This window comes from Leptospira alexanderi serovar Manhao 3 str. L 60 (assembly GCF_000243815.2).
Lineage (GTDB): Bacteria > Spirochaetota > Leptospiria > Leptospirales > Leptospiraceae > Leptospira > Leptospira alexanderi.
Map to the genome: position 1 here is coordinate 40001 of NZ_AHMT02000029.1, position 14868 is coordinate 54868.

The following is a 14868-nucleotide window of genomic DNA, read 5'->3' on the forward strand; positions in this document are numbered from 1 at the left end:
CTATTCGTATCGTTTTTATTCCACTCCTAAAATTGTGACTGATTCCAGACCTAAGAATCAAGTCTCTCCTCCAAATGATAAATCGGAAATGGAAGAGGAAAATCATTCCGCTCCTGGAATTTTATTTTCTGTGGGAGTTTTATTCCGATATCTTCCCGGAAAAGACGTGCAACAAAAACTAGAACAGAAATATGGAAAACCTAAGAAAGAATCCTTAGCCGAAAACAAAATTGGGGGAGCGATTCTTTGGGAAAAAACGGATGAGAAACAATCTCCTCCCAAGGGGGGTTACGTGGTTCAGTGGAAAGAAGCCTATAAAAAAATGCCTTTCACAAGAAGAGTGGACTACTTCAGTTCCGCGATCCGATTTCAGATCGAAAAGGAATACAAAGAATTTTTCAGCGCGGAAGAAATTAAAACTCTTCGCGATTTGATTCCATAAAAGAAAAGAATTCCCTCAAAATTCTATTGACCTGCACCTATCTCTTCCTACATGCTCTAAGCATCCTTTTTTATGGAGCATGTAGGTGGAATTATACCTGGATACTGCAAACATAGATGAAATTAAAGAGATCGCATCCTACGGTCTTGTCGACGGAGTGACTACTAATCCTTCGATCATCGCTAAGTCGGGAAGAAATTTTAGAGAAGTCATCAAAGAAATTTGTTCCATAGTTTCCGGTCCTGTGAGTGCGGAAGTTCTTTCTACAAAGTTCGATGGAATGATGAAAGAAGCCCTAGAGCTTGTAGAGATTGCCGAAAACGTAGTTATCAAAGTGCCTTTGATCCCGGAGGGTCTTAAAACTGTTGTAGAGCTCACCAAAAGAAATATTCCTACAAATGTAACTCTTTGTTTTTCCTCTTCTCAAGCTCTTCTAGCCGCGAAAGCAGGAGCCACTTATATTTCTCCGTTTATCGGAAGAGTCGACGATACAAGCTGGGACGGAATGGAACTGATCTCCGAAATCAGAGAAATTTATGACAATTACGGCTATGATACGAGAATTCTAGCAGCTTCCATTCGCGGGCCTATGCATCTAAAGGAATCCGCTTTGAGAGGAGCCGACTGCGCGACTATGCCTCATTCCGCATTTTTGCAACTTTTCAAACATCCATTAACCGATATTGGGCTTGAAAAGTTTTTGGAAGATTCCAAAAAGTTAAAGTGGTAACTTTTTTAAAAAACGAATTTAGAATTTGTCCTAAAATCTTTTTCTTTCTGTACCGATGCGATGCGAAAATTTTCGGATTGTGAAAATTTTAGTACAAACTCTTAGAATTCTAAAAAGAAAAACCAATAGCAAGCCCTCTTAAAAGAGGGCTTTTGTTTTACATTAAATCGTAATCGCCTAATCAAACATAGATCACCCAAGTTGCAAAATGTCCTTTGTGGAAAGGATCATATACAAAAAAGATCTACCCTCCTAAGATAAGACAAATCCGCTCAAAATCCAACGGCTACGACTAATCCATGGGTATTGAATATAGTGCTTCCATTCGACTTACCTCTTCGCAAATGCAAACGATAGAGGACTCTATTTTAAAAAACGGGAATTATAATCTCTTTGAATCTCACATTTTCAGATTTTGGGACAAGTTCAAAATCGATTTCATCCCAAAGTCTTTTCTAAGGTATCGTTTTTTTTAAGGTATCGAAATCTTTTTAAAACCGTAATAATCGTCGATCATCAATTTCATCGATTCCAAAAAACACATAATTGATTGGTGAGAAGCGTCATAGAATAGTTCACAGGAAGTCTGAGTATTCAAATCGACCGAAACCGCAGAATATCGCTTTGCAAGATCTTGAATTTTTGGCCACCAAGTTTTTTCCATTTCCAATTCGTAATAACGTTTTCGATATGTTTCGTAAACTTTCGGCCAAATGAGATAAACTTTTACATCGTTTTCTTTCGCTAACTTCAAAAATCGCTCTACAAAAAAGAACTGAGTCGGTCCAAGAGTGAACGTAGAAAGATACAAATTTCGGATTCGCGCTGCATCCTTTTCCAACCGATCCGGATCGTTTAAGAAGGTGGTATATGCGAATTGTTCTCCATGGTTCAAATTGAGAACCATATATTCCGTGTTTAATGCCGGATTGTATTCGGTTAATTTTTTTTCCTGAAGTCTTTTGAAGAATAATTTTAAATCTGGATTAACTCGTCTAACAGCAAAAAGGCGATCTAGAAGCAGTTTCTTGCGATCTTCGAACGAAATCTGATCCGCATACTTAAGTAGAAATTCGTCGTCCGCTCCGTATTTTAAAAACGGATCGTAAAAAATTCCTTTGGTATCGTCGAAGCCTTCCGGGCTTACGACATAAAATACAAATTTAGGTTTTAATCCTTGGTTGATGATTTTTTCAAACCAATAGAAACCGTAAGCCGGAACCGCTTGGGGGCCGGAGAAATTGTATAATACCCAATCCTTTTGCAGCTTTTTGTCGATTCCCATCGCAGAATACGGATAAGCTCTGGAATCTCCAAAAGCAAGCGCCAAAGAACGTTCTTTTAAGTTCTTATCATGAATCAATTTTTCAAATAGGGATTTTCTTTGGGTATAATAGACCGTATTGCCGGCTTGAATAAAATTCTTTTGAAAATATTCGAGAGTAAATATTTTATCCAAACAAAATATGAATACAAGAAATAGAATCGGATAATAGATATAAATTTTCTTCATCGATAAAGACCCGTTAAAACCTTGAGTAGAAAAAGTCCGCGTTTCCTGCATTCATTCCAATCATGATAAAAAGAATAATTAGACCTAAGATTGGCAAAAATCTCGCTCTCCAGATTTCGGGAACCGAATATTTCTCAGGCCATTCTTCTGATATATGAAATAAAAATACGAAAAGAAGCATATACATTCCCGTTTCGAGTCCTACCAAAGGTTGTCCGTTTTGAAACGTCAAAATTCTTACAATGGAAGAAGTCGCAGAATTAAAATTTGGTGTAAAAAAGAAAGTCCAAGAAATCGAGTATACAACAAGTACGAAAACATAACGTATAACCGCTTTTACATAAGGAATTTCAGGAAAAACCTTCCAACTTCGCACTTCGAATAATCTTTCCAAAGACAAATAAATGCCTGTGAGCAGACCCCAAATAAGAAAGTTCAAACTTGCTCCGTGCCAAAGTCCGCCTAACATAAAGGTTACGATAAGATTAATGGCTGTTCTAAATTCTCCCTTTTTCGATCCGCCTAATGGAATATAAATATAGTCTCGAATCCAAAAAGAAAACGTTAAGTGCCATCGACGCCAAAGATCCCCGAAGTTCTGGAAGAAAAACGGAGCCTTAAAATTCTCTGGCAGATCGAATCCCATTAACTTTCCAATCCCTCTCGCCATATCCGTAAGTCCAGAAAAGTCGAAATAAAGATTGGCCGCAAAGAGAAAACAAGTCAGTAAAAGTGCGATTCCGGAATAATCTTTCGGAGATAGGAACACGGGCGCGATCAATGGAAGAACGGCCGCAGATAATAATCCCTTTTTAACGATACCCCGGAGAAAAAGCCAAAGACCGTCGATCAATTTGGAAGGGGTCATTGTTGGATTTTCAAATTGATTCCGAACCTGATCGAATCGTAAGATCGGTCCCGCAATCATCACAGGAAAGAAAAAGATAAAAGAGAAAAATCCAGTAGGACTGACGTTCTTATTAAAACCTTCTCGTTTTGAATCCACCGCAAAAGAGATCAATTGGAACGTATAATAGCTGATCGTAGCGGGAAGGACGACTTCAAATCCCCCTAAATGAAAGAGAGCCGAAAACTTCGCGTCAAGCGATGTCTTTTCTTGAAGAACTGGAATCGAAAATACAAAACCAATAAACTCCATGAGTAAATAAAAATATTTGAATAAACCCAAATTAAGAATATTGAGAATGACGACAGCTTTCACATACCAAGTTTTTTCGTACAGATATCGGTATAAGAACCAGTTGGCAAAAACGACCAAAATGAGATGAAATAAAAAATTAAGGCCGAATACGGAATAAAAAAACGCGGACCCTAAGATCAAGAGATACTTTCTGCTCTTTCCCGGAACGTTCCAGTAAATCAGATAGAATACCAAAAAAAATAAAAGAAACTCAATACTTATAAAATTCATTTCCAAATTCCCGTCTCAGTTAGAAGAAATTTACCTTCTTCCAAGTCCAGTTTTTCCAGTTGTATAGAACCGATGCGGATTCTTTGCAGATCGATCACACTTGCTCCAGATGCGTGAAACATCCTTCTAAGTTGTCTTTTTTTTCCTTCCCCAAGAGTAATGCGATACACACAATTTTTATCCGGAACGAGTTTAACCATTTTTGCACGCAGAATTTCTCCTGCATCCAAAATCCCTTTTTGAAAAGCGGCCTGAATCCATTTTTCTCCCGGATCATGGTTTAAGGTTACGAGATATTCCTTTTCGGAACCGTTGGAAGGGTGTGAAATTTTTTGAGCTAATTCACCATCGTTCGTCAAAATGAGGAGTCCTCTTGAATTGAGATCGAGTCGTCCGGCAATTTTAAAGTTTTTATAAGCCGAAGGAAGAAGAGAAAAAACCGTCTTCTCGTGAAAACGATCTCCGTGAGAACAAAGATATCCGATCGGTTTATTTAAAATCAGGATTCTTTTGGGTTTTCCTGTCGGTTCTACGACATTTCCTAAATAAGAAACCACGTCGGTCTCAGGTTTGATCTTGGTTCCCAAATCAGTCACTCGTTTGCCGTTGATTGTAATTTCGCCTTTGAGAATCAGTTCTTCTGTTTTTCTACGAGAACCTAAACCGCAATCCGCGAGAAATCGATTCAGTCGAATTTCGTTTCGGGCGTTTGAATCATTCTTGGACTGCATGGATTCTTCCATTTCGAAAAGACTCAAAAAATCTTCTATCCAAAACTTTCGTTGACCCGAACTCTCTCTCATACGAGGATAGAAGCAGAAACTTTGTATTCATTCGAAACATATGATAAATCCGCTTAAAAAGAAACCTCGCACTCATTTTCTCCAAGAAGCTCCTGAAAAACCGAATTGGCTCAAAGTAAAGCTTACCTTTCCCGACCCAAAAAACAATCCGGTTGCCATAGTTCGAGATTCTCTGGAGAGAAAAAAACTCAACACAGTCTGCGAAAGTGCTTCTTGCCCGAATCTAAACCACTGCTGGTCCAGAAAGACGGCGACCTATATGCTGGGAGGAGATATTTGTACGAGACGTTGCTCTTATTGTGATGTTGCTTCCGGTAGACCCTCCGCTTTGGATCGGGACGAACCCAAACGAGTGGCCGAATCGGCAATCGCTCTTGGCTTAAAACACGTAGTAATTACCTCTGTGAATCGAGACGATTTGGAAGATGGTGGTGCAGCTCATTTTGCGGAAACAGTGGAAGCGGTACGAGAAGGACTTCCGGATTGTAAGATCGAGCTGTTAGTTCCGGATCTTAAGGTTCGGCGGAAATCTTTGGAAATTATTTTTCAGTGTAAACCAGATATTTTCAATCACAACGTGGAAACCGTAAAACGTTTGTTTCCCGAAGTCGCCCCTCAGAAAAAATATGAACGTTCTCTCGACGTTCTAAAAATCGCCTCCGAAAAAGGATTTCTTACGAAGAGCGGATTGATTTTAGGGATGGGTGAAACAGTCGAAGAAGTGAAAGGGTGTATGAGAGATTTAATTGGGGTCGGAGTTTCCTTGCTGACACTCGGACAATACCTTCAACCGACACCAACTCATCTTCCCGTTAAAAACTATGTTCTCCCAGAGGTGTTTCAAGAATTGAGAATCTACGGTAAGTCCATCGGATTCAAAGGAGTTTTTTCGGGTCCTCTAGTCAGAAGTTCCTATCACGCAGATGAACAAGTCTCATGGAATCCCTAGAAAACTTTGGTCCTTCTTCTGAAGAGATTAAAAAACTTATCTATCACTCTATTATTCAATTTCTTTCCAATCAAGAAGGTCCCGTCAGTAAATTTGAAGTTAAAAACCTTTTGGAAAAAACGATCAACTTGATCCCGAACTTAGACGCACACTGGGCAGAAATCAATCGATTCGGTAAGAATAAGATGATTCTTCACTGGAAAGGGCGGATCATGCTCATCGACATGGAAGAAATTTTGGAATCGATTTATTCGCTCTGGAACCAAAGATTCGATTTTTGAAATGAGTTCCTTTTTCGATTCTACTCGCCTGATAGATGTTAGTGGATAGGCATTAGCATTTAGGTTTTTTAACTCCTGATTTTGTTCATCAAGCGGCCTGATTTCTGTAAACCTGATTTTAGGACTTTACATAAAACCCTGACATCTAATGAAGCCGAACATTGTAATAAAATAAAAAACCCAGGAGAATTTTCCCCTGGGTTTTTTCCACCTGATTTCAGGTTCAGTCTCTGTTATCAAAATTTAGCTTTCGTTTGGAAGTCGTAAATCACTTCCTGAACGTCCGCTTGATTGATCTTCTTAATCCCTTGCTCAGTATGAACGATCATCGTAGATCCTTGTTGATCCACAATTGCGCCGATCATAGAAGACCCGTCGGTCATGATAATCTTTTCGATTCTTTCGTAGTAGTTTACGATATCCTTACTGGATTTCAGTTCTTTGGGAGCGGAAACTAGGATTTGTTTGAATTTCTTAACTTCTTCTTCCTGACGAACTGCTATTTCACTTTCCAGTTTTTTTCTCTCAGCTTCCAGAGAAGCGGCTTTCTGCTCGTCAACTTTTCCGGACGATTCCTCATTAATACGAACCATTTTTTCCGTAGTCTCTTTGTCTACGGTTACAATTGTTCGAATCTCCTCTTCTTCTTTTTTAGAGATTCCGGAACTATCCAATTTTTTCACAACACCGGCAATATTCTTTTCACTGATTTTAGAGGAATCTTTTACGTCCAGAGACTTATCGTCAGCCTTCAAAACGGAAGCTTGATTTTTCTCCAGAATAACTTCCGAAGATGCAACGCTTTGTTGGATCTTTTTCAGATTTTCATTCTTCGCGATTTCCTCTTCGCTCAAACCTTCCAGAATAGCAACTCGAGGAGCTACTGCAACTGCGCCGTCTAAAACTTTTACGACCGCTTTGTCAGAAGATGTAGATCTGTCTACGATAAAGGAAGTTCCTCGCACACCGGCGATTGCGGTTGGAGTGACCACGGAAAATTGATCTTCTTTGGAAGCCTTGTTGACTTTCGCAAAGACTTTCCCGGAAACAAGTGCGAGCCTTGTGTCGGAATTACCCTTCGAATTTATTGTAAGAGCATCAAAGTCAATTACAGAATTTTCGGAAATTCGAACGGCGGACCCGTCTGCAAATTGAATATCGACTTTGGATTTATTTTTCGTACTGACTTTATCTCCGGTTTTCAGACTAGCGCCCAATGTGGCTCTCTCTTCCGTTAAATCAGTGTGAAGAATTTTAGCTTCTCCTACACTGAACACAACAACAGCTGATGGACTGTTTTCTTTACCAATAGCGGCTGCCTTGGAACTTTCAGGTTTCTTACAAGCGTTGAACACCAAAACTCCGGCGGCCAATACGATTGAGGAAACGATTAAGAGCTTCTTCATACCATTTTCCTTAAGATTGAATTGATAACAGGACTGCGGGTGGTAGACAGCCTCTATCTATTATTTCTCAACAGACAATAGAATCTTTTTTTTCAAATCTTTCAATTTTTTTTTGCTAAACGAAAACATTTCTAAACCAAAATTGGCAAAATAAACTACTCCATCTGTATCCTAACCAAAATGCTAATTCATTTGAAACGAAACTCGTGTGAGTAGCTCAATTCGAGATTTTTTTACTGGTTTCCTGCCTTAAATCCAGATTTTATTTGTTACTAAAATTTTCCCCATACATACAGATCTACTGATTTAGGCGGTTTTTCTTCTCTCCACACACATTGCCATGTCAATAAACTGTCCTTCGGGGCCCTTAGAGTATTCATGAATCGATTTTTTGGAGGCGATCAGAAATCCCCCACCCAGAATCCTTTTTAAAACGATGAAATTCCTCTTTTTATATTTCAACCGTAGTATTTCCTTTTCAATCAGATTGATCTTTTCGGATTCATCCTAGTCGGTTAGATTTGTATTGGTTTCGGGATGATAGAGAACCCCTTACGGAAATGTAAATATAATCGGAATCATTTCGTTGAGTCAAATTTAAAGAACGAATTTGTCGAAAATCCGAAGTGGAATTTATGTGACTCCATTCAAGAGGAAATCTGTGTCCAAAAACAATTCCGAATCGAATAAACAATACAATCAGAATAGGACAAGAATCTGTTTGAAAACCTCAGATTGTTGGAACTCCCACGAGAGTGTTCCAACAATAAAGTCTGTAGGGACGGTTTTCTGTGGGAGTTCCTACGTTTTATCACGAACTTACCGAATGATTATAACCGATTTTTTTTAACGTGAGTCCGGTATAACAAAATGCGAAAGCGATTATATGTTTCGACCCGTAGGGAGAAACATTGAGTTAAATTCCGAAGGAATTGGAGCGAAAAGCGCGGTCGCGAGCCATTTTATCTATGAAATTCGCGAGCGATTCGCCCAAACTTTCTTACGCCGAACTCACGTTTTTTTAAGGTTTTTGGGGACAGACTCTCGTATTTCTTCGAGCCGGTCATTTGAGTTTATCCAAAAACTGTAAAAGATTTGGTTTCTCATATTTTTAAAGAGATTATTTCTTTTTTTAATTTCTTCTTAAAATCGGATTCGTTTTCCGAAAAAAACTGCGTGTCATTTCAGTTCCTTTGGAGACATTGTCTTTATCAAAGATGGAAGCCACAGATTCAATCCGCCAAAATTCTACCATTCCGCTTCTGGAAGAAATGGAAAGGAAATACAAATCCATTCCTATGGAAGCCATCGTCAAACAAGATATCCTCAGACAAGGAATCCATTTTCTTAAAGAAGCCTTTGATGTAACAGGAAAATACAAAACTAAAGATTATTTCATATTCTCCTTTGATCATATTCCACTTTCAGAATTAGGAGAAGGCGCAGACGTCAAAGCTCCTGAAGAAATCAAAGTTTCTGGTGGTCATTTCAATCTTCTTCCTACCGTAATTTCCACACGGAACAATCCGAACTCTCCCTATAAAGTTAAAAAGTCTCCGGATGGAAAACCGTCTCTCTATCTTGGTGAAACGTTTTTGGGGGATGTTGAGTTTCCACCTCTTCCCGCTTGGTATCGTCACAAAACAAAAAACGGAAAACTTCCCGGTGAGATTGCACCCGTAATCGAATGGGGATATTTGATCTATCTTACCGTTTTTAGAAACTGTCAGTATTTTGGAAAAGAAGAGGAATGTGCATATTGTGATATCAATCATAACTATCGCCAACAGAAAAATGCAGGACGTCCCTACACTGGTATCAAAGACATCGAAGACATTTTGGAAGTTTTATCTTGGATCGATGCGGAAGATCGAACCGCAAAGGTTTATACGATTACCGGCGGAAGTGTAATCACATCCTTAAAGAAAAAAAATGAAATTGATTTTTATTTGGATTACGCGCGGGCGATCGAATCTAAATTTCCGGGAAGATGGATGGGTAAGATCGTCTCTCAGGCTTGGGAAATCGAAGATTGTCAGAAATTCAGAAATGCGGGCATTCAGGTTTATCATCCGAATTATGAAGTTTGGGATAAGAATTTATTTCAAAAAATCTGTCCCGGTAAAGAAGCTTACATTGGAAGAGACAACTGGATTCGAAGAGTTGTGGATTCCGCGGAAGTGTTCGGACCTTCTCATGTAATTCCAAATTTTGTGGGCGGAGTGGAACTTTCCAAACCGTACGGATTTGCAACCGTTAGGGAAGCGATCGCTTCCACAGCAGAAGGTCTGGATTTTTTTATGTCAAAAGGAATCATGCCACGATTTACTGCCTGGTGCCCTGAACCTTATACAACTCTCGGGACACAAGCGGGTCCTCCTCTGGAATATTTCTGTGAACTCTTGACTGTATGGAAAGCTACATTCGAAAAATATAATCTACCGGTTCCTCCCGGTTACGGTAAACCAGGTCCGGGTAAAGCCGTTTTTTCCGTTTCCGCTTTTATGGACGTGATTGGTTACCAACAAAGAAGTTAAAACGATATTTGCTTTCATTTTTATCTATGTACATTTTACCGTTCCTTCTTTAACGTTTTTTTGATATCGGTCGATCGGAAGAGATAGTCTCAAAATTTAGCAAACGATTGTGTTTATATCCCCCATTTTCGTAGTAGTAAGGATTGTTTCGATATGGATAATACCTTGATTGATTTTGATAACCGTAATTCTTGTTATATTGATCACAATGTTGAGAATATGTTGTGTTTATAGTGCGACAGTCTTCGTAGTATATCTATATGGTCCGGAATAACAGCCCAGAGATAAAAGACACCCCGCTCCCAAATAGAAAAAGAATTTTGCGTTCGTTTTCATAAAACCACTCCTCAAAGATTAGACACTTTATCTATAAATATAGATTTATCGAATTTAACGAAAATCACTCGCGGGAAATTTCTCTAATAAGACAATTTCCTAAAACAAAACGATTGCGTTTATGGAAAAAAGAAATCTTGTTAATCCAAAGGGAAAAATTTTGAAATCTCGTATATGCCAGAATTACTCAAAGATTTATATTCAAAAAGTGTATTAGAAAAAATTGCGATTTCCTTCTCGAAAGAACTTCCTACAATTTCTCAGAAAGAATGGATTCGAAAATTCAAACAAAAAGATTGGGAAAAGCTCGAACTCAAACAAAGGATTCGAAGGATCGGAGAGATTTTAGCAGCAACTTTGCCAAAACCTTTTCCAAAAACTTTGGGATCCTTGCTTAAAATTACGGATTCATTTGAGAAATTTTTTGCGGGAAAGGAGATTTTTCTTACGATCTTTTTGGGATGAAATACTTGGAATGGACTATCCGAAAGAGTCGATGCAAGCAATTGAAAGAATTACAAGACTGATCTCCTGTGAATTGTGAATTTTCAATTCGTCCTTTTTTGATCCGGCACCCGGCGTTTTGTTTGGAAACAAATGTTGGAATGGTCTTCTCACCAGCATGCAAACATTCGTAGATTGTCCTCCGAAGGAAGTAGACCTATCAATGGAGTTTCTTAAATCTAAAGTCGATTTTCAAGTTGTTTCTTGATCTTATCTTGTAAGGAAACCACGCTAGCGGTTTTTTATACGCAAACTCCTAATTAACGTGAGTTCGGCCTAAGGAGGAAAAAAGAGAAAAATCTTGTACAGAAAAGCGCCAGATCACATATTGAACTAAATTTCCAGCAAGAAAGGGGTTAAATATGGATCTGACAGAGATATTTTGTGCGATAGACGATTATTGTACACAACAAAAAATAAACTGGAACATGAAAATATTGAGTCCGGTGGTTCGAAAAAGAAACCGAAAATTTCAGTTAAGCCTGAGTGAAGTAGCAACGATTGTTGTCTGTTTTCATCTTTCTCATTATAGAGAATTTAAAAATTATTATCTGATAGAAATAAAAAAGAATTTAAAATCGGAATTTCCAAAAGCGGTAAGTTACAATCGTTTTGTTGAACTGATGCCTAACGCGTTATCTGTCATAGCTTCATTTCTATCAAATTCTTGTCTGGGAAAATGTTCCGGAATATCGTTCATTGATTCTACGATTCTCAAAGTATGCGACAACAGAAGAATCCATTCTCATAAAGTATTTAAAGATACTGCACAACGAGGGAAATCGAGCACAGGCTGGTTTTATGGCTTTAAATTGCATTTAATCGTAAATGATCAAGGTGAAATATTATCATTTATGATTACTCCTGGAAACGTCGACGACAGGAATTCAAAAGTGATTTTTCCACTTGTTAAGAATATTCACGATAAACTTTTCGGAGATAAAGGTTATATCAGTCAATCTTTGTTTGAAAGTCTTTATGAAAAAGGAATTCAACTCATTACAAAACTTAAAAAGAATATGAAAAATAAATGAATGCCCTTAGTTGATAAAATTCTTTTAAGAAAAAGAGCTATCATTGAATCCGTAAATGATGAACTCAAAAATATCTGTCAGATTCAACATACTAGACATCGAAGCTTTTTCAATTGGGCTGTTAATCTATTAAGTGGGTTAGTTGCATTTTCATTTTTGCCATAAAAAACCTTCTTTGAATTTGAGATCCAAAGACAATTTACAACTTTTACTCTCTCCTTAGGCCGAACTCACGTTTAATTAACGTGAGTTCGATATAACAAAATGCGAAAGCGATTATATGTTTCGACCCGTAGGGAGAAACATTGAGTTAAATTCCGAAGGAATTGGAGCATTATGTTGCGATCGTAGGCAGCAACATTGAGTTAAAGCGTGTTCGCGAGCCATTTTTATCTATGAAATTCGCGAGCTGCGACGACCCGCAGAGCGACCTAAACACTGACCTATAGGAAGGCATCACCTTACCCACAAGTTAAGAAGTTTGGGATAATGAGGATCAAAAGCTGATATTTTTCAAGTGTTCCGACAAGAATGAGACTTTTTACTTGCAAGGAGTATGATTTTCTGATAGAGAAAAATTTCCCGAACCTTTCCACCTCCACCCCCACCCAAAAATAAGGGTGGGAACTAAGTTTCACGGGGGATTTTGTCGTAATTCCGACAGATTTATCTTCGGATCCAAGTACTTGTGGGTAAGGTTATGATAGGAAGGTGTTTGCTGAGTTCAGGAAAGCTCTGCGCCTGAGTTCAGGGAGTCGTTGCACTTTAGTTTTTTATTCGCCCAAACTTTCTTACGACCCTGCTCACGTTAATTAAGATTAAGATCGAACTCATGTTAAGATCAACTTGAAGAAGAGGATTTTTCCACCCTTCTCCACTGATTAGCCCACGCCGCAAACGAGTTTTGATTTCTGGATTGGATGTATAACTTTCCGGTTCCGGAAAATACCGCCACCAAACCTTCCCCGCTGAGGAAAAGGGATTTAAGCCCTCCTACCTTTTGAATCGTATAATTTAATGATCCTTCAAAACCGACAATATGACCCGTGTCCACGATATACTGGCCATTAACGTCAATCGTATGAATTGCACCAAAACTCGAAAAGAAAAGATCCCCAATTCCACTTACCTTTAAGAAGAACAAACCTTCGCCAGAAAAAAACCTTTGAATCCTCCCCATTTGCTGTCGATCAAAAGGGATTCGGAGCCGGCAACATACGCTCCTCGACTAAGAATCAGATCCTCTCCGTTCATCTTGCGGTATTCTATATCGCCTTGAGTGGCGCTCGTTAGGAAAATCATTCCCTTTCCACTTTCCGCTTTGAACGTATTTTGGAAAAAAGATTCTCCACTCAAGAGAGCACGTTTTGCAGAAGCCCAAATTCCACCCTCTGCTTTTGTAACCATCTTTATAGCAGGGCTCATCGCGACCATCGCACCGGATTCGGCTCGGATGGACTCTCCATCTTCTAATTGAACTTGAATGATTGGAAAATCAGGTTTTAATAATATTTCGTGTTTCACGATTCATTCTTCCTTATCTTTTGATCGGAGGTAATTGGTCTCTGAACCAACTACCCAAAGAAGGAACGTTTCTGGATTGAATCCAAACCTTTCCTTTCCCTTTAAAGCGAGCTACAAATCCTTCTCCACCAAGAAAGAAAGACTTCCAACCGCCGAACTTAGTCATCTCGTAATGCAAGCCCTCTTCAAAAGCTACGATATGACCCGTATCAACAATCATTTCACCGTCCACGTTTAGTACGTCGATTCCTCCATAACTTGAAATCAGAAGGGGACCACTTCCGGAAAGTTTCAGGAAGAACAAGGATTCACCGCTAATAAATCCTTTGAGCCCTTGAAACTTCGTATCCATTTCGATGTTTGGTGAGGAAGCAAGAAAAGAACTCGATTGAACGTAAACTGTCCCGGATAATTCGATCTTGTCTACGTCTCCCGGAAGGGTAGGAGCAAGGAGTATCTCTCCGTTTCCGGAAGAAGCGGTAAACGTGTTCATCCAGAAAGATTCCCCGCCGAGAAACGCAGCCTTTAAACTTTTCAAAAATCCCCCTTGCTGCGCTTTATGAGTTTGGATTGTGATTCCGGAACTCATGGACATCATGGAACCGGATTCCGCCTTGATAGATTCCCCTGCGTTCAGGAGAATCTTCGCGAAGCTATATGACGGTTTGCTGAGAATTTCAATATTCATAATATTCCTTTTTTATTATCCAGGGAGAAGGCCAGTGAGCCAGGACAAAAAGCCCGAAGGCACTCTCGTTTGGATCAAAACCTTTCCATGACCCGTAAACTCCATAGCCAGCCCTTCTCCTCCAAAAAGAGTAGATTTCCAACTTCCGCCGGCTTTTGTAATTTTATATTGAAGACTTTTATCGAATGCAACCACATGTCCCGTATCAATTGTATAAGATCCTTGAACATCAATCGGAAGAATTCCACCGTATGCATTTAAAAATAATTTTCCGTTTCCCAATACTTCCAAAAGAAAAATCCCTTCTCCTCCGAAAAAAGAACGTAGTCCTCCAAACTTGGACTTCATCGTGATGGTTTCATCAGATGCGAGATAAGCACCCGCTTCTACGATAAGTCCCGTATCTGTAAGATCGACTCCTACTACATCACCCGGAAGCTCGGGAGCAAATCCGAGCTCTGCGCCCCCGGAAGGAGCCTTAAATATGTTGAAAAAGAAAGACTCTCCTCCGAAAAATCTTCTGGAAATTGCAGAAAGAAACCCGCTTCCCATTTTTGTTTCCACATCGACACCGGGAGTCATATAAACCATGGCGCCCGCTTCTGCTTTGATCGTTTGTCCCGGTGACAATTTTACTTTCAGAAAAGAATACGAAGGTTTGTGAATGATCTCGTAATTCATAGAAGCAG

12 protein-coding genes and 3 pseudogenes (1 of these 15 running past the window's edge) are annotated in these 14868 nt (G+C 39.1%); 7 read left to right on the forward strand and 8 right to left on the reverse strand.

Annotated features, from left to right (window positions below):
* Positions 1 to 442 carry the 3' portion of a hypothetical protein gene (locus LEP1GSC062_RS10040; protein ID WP_010578930.1) on the forward strand. Its footprint begins 254 nt before the window's first position, so the window shows 442 of its 696 coding nt (coding positions 255–696); the start codon falls outside the window, past its left edge; its stop codon occupies positions 440 to 442.
* An 85-nt stretch (positions 443 to 527) separates the two neighbouring features.
* Complete coding sequence (gene fsa / locus LEP1GSC062_RS10045) at positions 528 to 1172, forward strand: fructose-6-phosphate aldolase (protein WP_002633037.1); 645 nt, start codon at positions 528 to 530, stop codon at positions 1170 to 1172.
* Positions 1173 to 1644: 472 nt separating this feature from the next.
* Here fsa and LEP1GSC062_RS10050 read toward each other — a convergent pair whose 3' ends face one another.
* From LEP1GSC062_RS10050 to LEP1GSC062_RS10060, 3 genes are read right to left on the reverse strand one after another with little or no spacing between them, the layout of a single operon-like run.
* Positions 1645 to 2685 carry a DUF1574 domain-containing protein gene (locus LEP1GSC062_RS10050; RefSeq protein WP_020984160.1) on the reverse strand — a complete coding sequence of 347 codons (1041 nt, stop codon included), beginning with the start codon at positions 2683 to 2685 and terminating at the stop codon, positions 1645 to 1647.
* Positions 2686 to 2698: 13 nt separating this feature from the next.
* A complete protein-coding gene (locus tag LEP1GSC062_RS10055; RefSeq protein ID WP_020984170.1) occupies positions 2699 to 4117 on the reverse strand; it encodes an MBOAT family O-acyltransferase in 1419 nt (472 codons plus the stop codon).
* A complete protein-coding gene (locus LEP1GSC062_RS10060) occupies positions 4114 to 4875 on the reverse strand; it encodes a pseudouridine synthase (protein WP_020984138.1) in 762 nt (253 codons plus the stop codon). The genes LEP1GSC062_RS10055 and LEP1GSC062_RS10060 overlap by 4 nt, the downstream gene beginning before the upstream one ends.
* Before the next feature lie 88 nt (positions 4876 to 4963).
* Here LEP1GSC062_RS10060 and lipA point away from each other — a divergent pair, with 88 nt between their 5' ends.
* Both lipA and LEP1GSC062_RS10070 read left to right on the forward strand, forming a co-directional pair.
* Complete coding sequence (gene lipA / locus LEP1GSC062_RS10065; RefSeq protein ID WP_139357269.1) at positions 4964 to 5869, forward strand: lipoyl synthase; 906 nt, start codon at positions 4964 to 4966, stop codon at positions 5867 to 5869.
* Positions 5857 to 6150: a hypothetical protein gene (locus LEP1GSC062_RS10070; RefSeq protein ID WP_010576075.1), complete on the forward strand. Its 294-nt coding sequence runs from the start codon at positions 5857 to 5859 to the stop codon at positions 6148 to 6150. The genes lipA and LEP1GSC062_RS10070 overlap by 13 nt, the downstream gene beginning before the upstream one ends.
* 236 nt (positions 6151 to 6386) lie before the next feature.
* Here LEP1GSC062_RS10070 and LEP1GSC062_RS10075 read toward each other — a convergent pair whose 3' ends face one another.
* Both LEP1GSC062_RS10075 and LEP1GSC062_RS23120 read right to left on the reverse strand, forming a co-directional pair.
* Complete coding sequence (locus tag LEP1GSC062_RS10075) at positions 6387 to 7556, reverse strand: lipoprotein LipL45 (RefSeq protein WP_020984167.1); 1170 nt, start codon at positions 7554 to 7556, stop codon at positions 6387 to 6389.
* Between the two features lie 306 nt (positions 7557 to 7862).
* A complete protein-coding gene (locus tag LEP1GSC062_RS23120; RefSeq protein WP_020984175.1) occupies positions 7863 to 8018 on the reverse strand; it encodes a hypothetical protein in 156 nt (51 codons plus the stop codon).
* Between the two features lie 755 nt (positions 8019 to 8773).
* On the opposite strand from LEP1GSC062_RS23120, the gene LEP1GSC062_RS10085 reads away from it, so the two are divergent.
* The 3 genes and pseudogenes from LEP1GSC062_RS10085 (at position 8774) to LEP1GSC062_RS10095 (ending at position 12190) form a co-directional block, all read left to right on the forward strand.
* On the forward strand, positions 8774 to 10093 hold the full coding sequence (locus tag LEP1GSC062_RS10085) for a radical SAM protein (RefSeq protein WP_010578932.1): 1320 nt from the start codon (positions 8774 to 8776) through the stop codon (positions 10091 to 10093).
* A gap of 510 nt (positions 10094 to 10603) precedes the next feature.
* Positions 10604 to 11092, forward strand: a pseudogene (locus tag LEP1GSC062_RS10090) (DNA alkylation repair protein); the annotation flags it as partial.
* A gap of 203 nt (positions 11093 to 11295) precedes the next feature.
* A pseudogene (locus LEP1GSC062_RS10095) lies at positions 11296 to 12190 on the forward strand (IS982 family transposase).
* A 618-nt stretch (positions 12191 to 12808) separates the two neighbouring features.
* Here the strand turns inward: LEP1GSC062_RS10095 and LEP1GSC062_RS10100 are convergent.
* The 3 genes and pseudogenes from LEP1GSC062_RS10100 to LEP1GSC062_RS10110 form a co-directional block, all read right to left on the reverse strand.
* Positions 12809 to 13491 (reverse strand): annotated as a pseudogene (locus LEP1GSC062_RS10100) (TIGR00266 family protein).
* 13 nt (positions 13492 to 13504) lie between these two features.
* Positions 13505 to 14179: a TIGR00266 family protein gene (locus LEP1GSC062_RS10105; RefSeq protein WP_010578935.1), complete on the reverse strand. Its 675-nt coding sequence runs from the start codon at positions 14177 to 14179 to the stop codon at positions 13505 to 13507.
* A gap of 15 nt (positions 14180 to 14194) precedes the next feature.
* On the reverse strand, positions 14195 to 14860 hold the full coding sequence (locus LEP1GSC062_RS10110) for a TIGR00266 family protein (protein WP_020984147.1): 666 nt from the start codon (positions 14858 to 14860) through the stop codon (positions 14195 to 14197).
* Positions 14861 to 14868 lie beyond the last annotated feature (8 nt).

Bases quoted from the DNA above. Each gene is read 5' to 3' on its own strand.
- LEP1GSC062_RS10050 (WP_020984160.1), bottom strand. From the start codon at position 2,685: ATGAAGAAAATTTATATCTATTATCCGATTCTATTTCTTGTATTCATA.
- LEP1GSC062_RS10055 (WP_020984170.1), bottom strand. From the start codon at position 4,117: ATGAATTTTATAAGTATTGAGTTTCTTTTATTTTTTTTGGTATTCTAT.
- LEP1GSC062_RS10070 (WP_010576075.1), top strand. From the start codon at position 5,857: ATGGAATCCCTAGAAAACTTTGGTCCTTCTTCTGAAGAGATTAAAAAA.
- LEP1GSC062_RS10075 (WP_020984167.1), bottom strand. From the start codon at position 7,556: ATGAAGAAGCTCTTAATCGTTTCCTCAATCGTATTGGCCGCCGGAGTT.
- LEP1GSC062_RS10085 (WP_010578932.1), top strand. From the start codon at position 8,774: ATGGAAGCCACAGATTCAATCCGCCAAAATTCTACCATTCCGCTTCTG.
- LEP1GSC062_RS10105 (WP_010578935.1), bottom strand. From the start codon at position 14,179: ATGAATATTGAAATTCTCAGCAAACCGTCATATAGCTTCGCGAAGATT.
- LEP1GSC062_RS10110 (WP_020984147.1), bottom strand. From the start codon at position 14,860: ATGAATTACGAGATCATTCACAAACCTTCGTATTCTTTTCTGAAAGTA.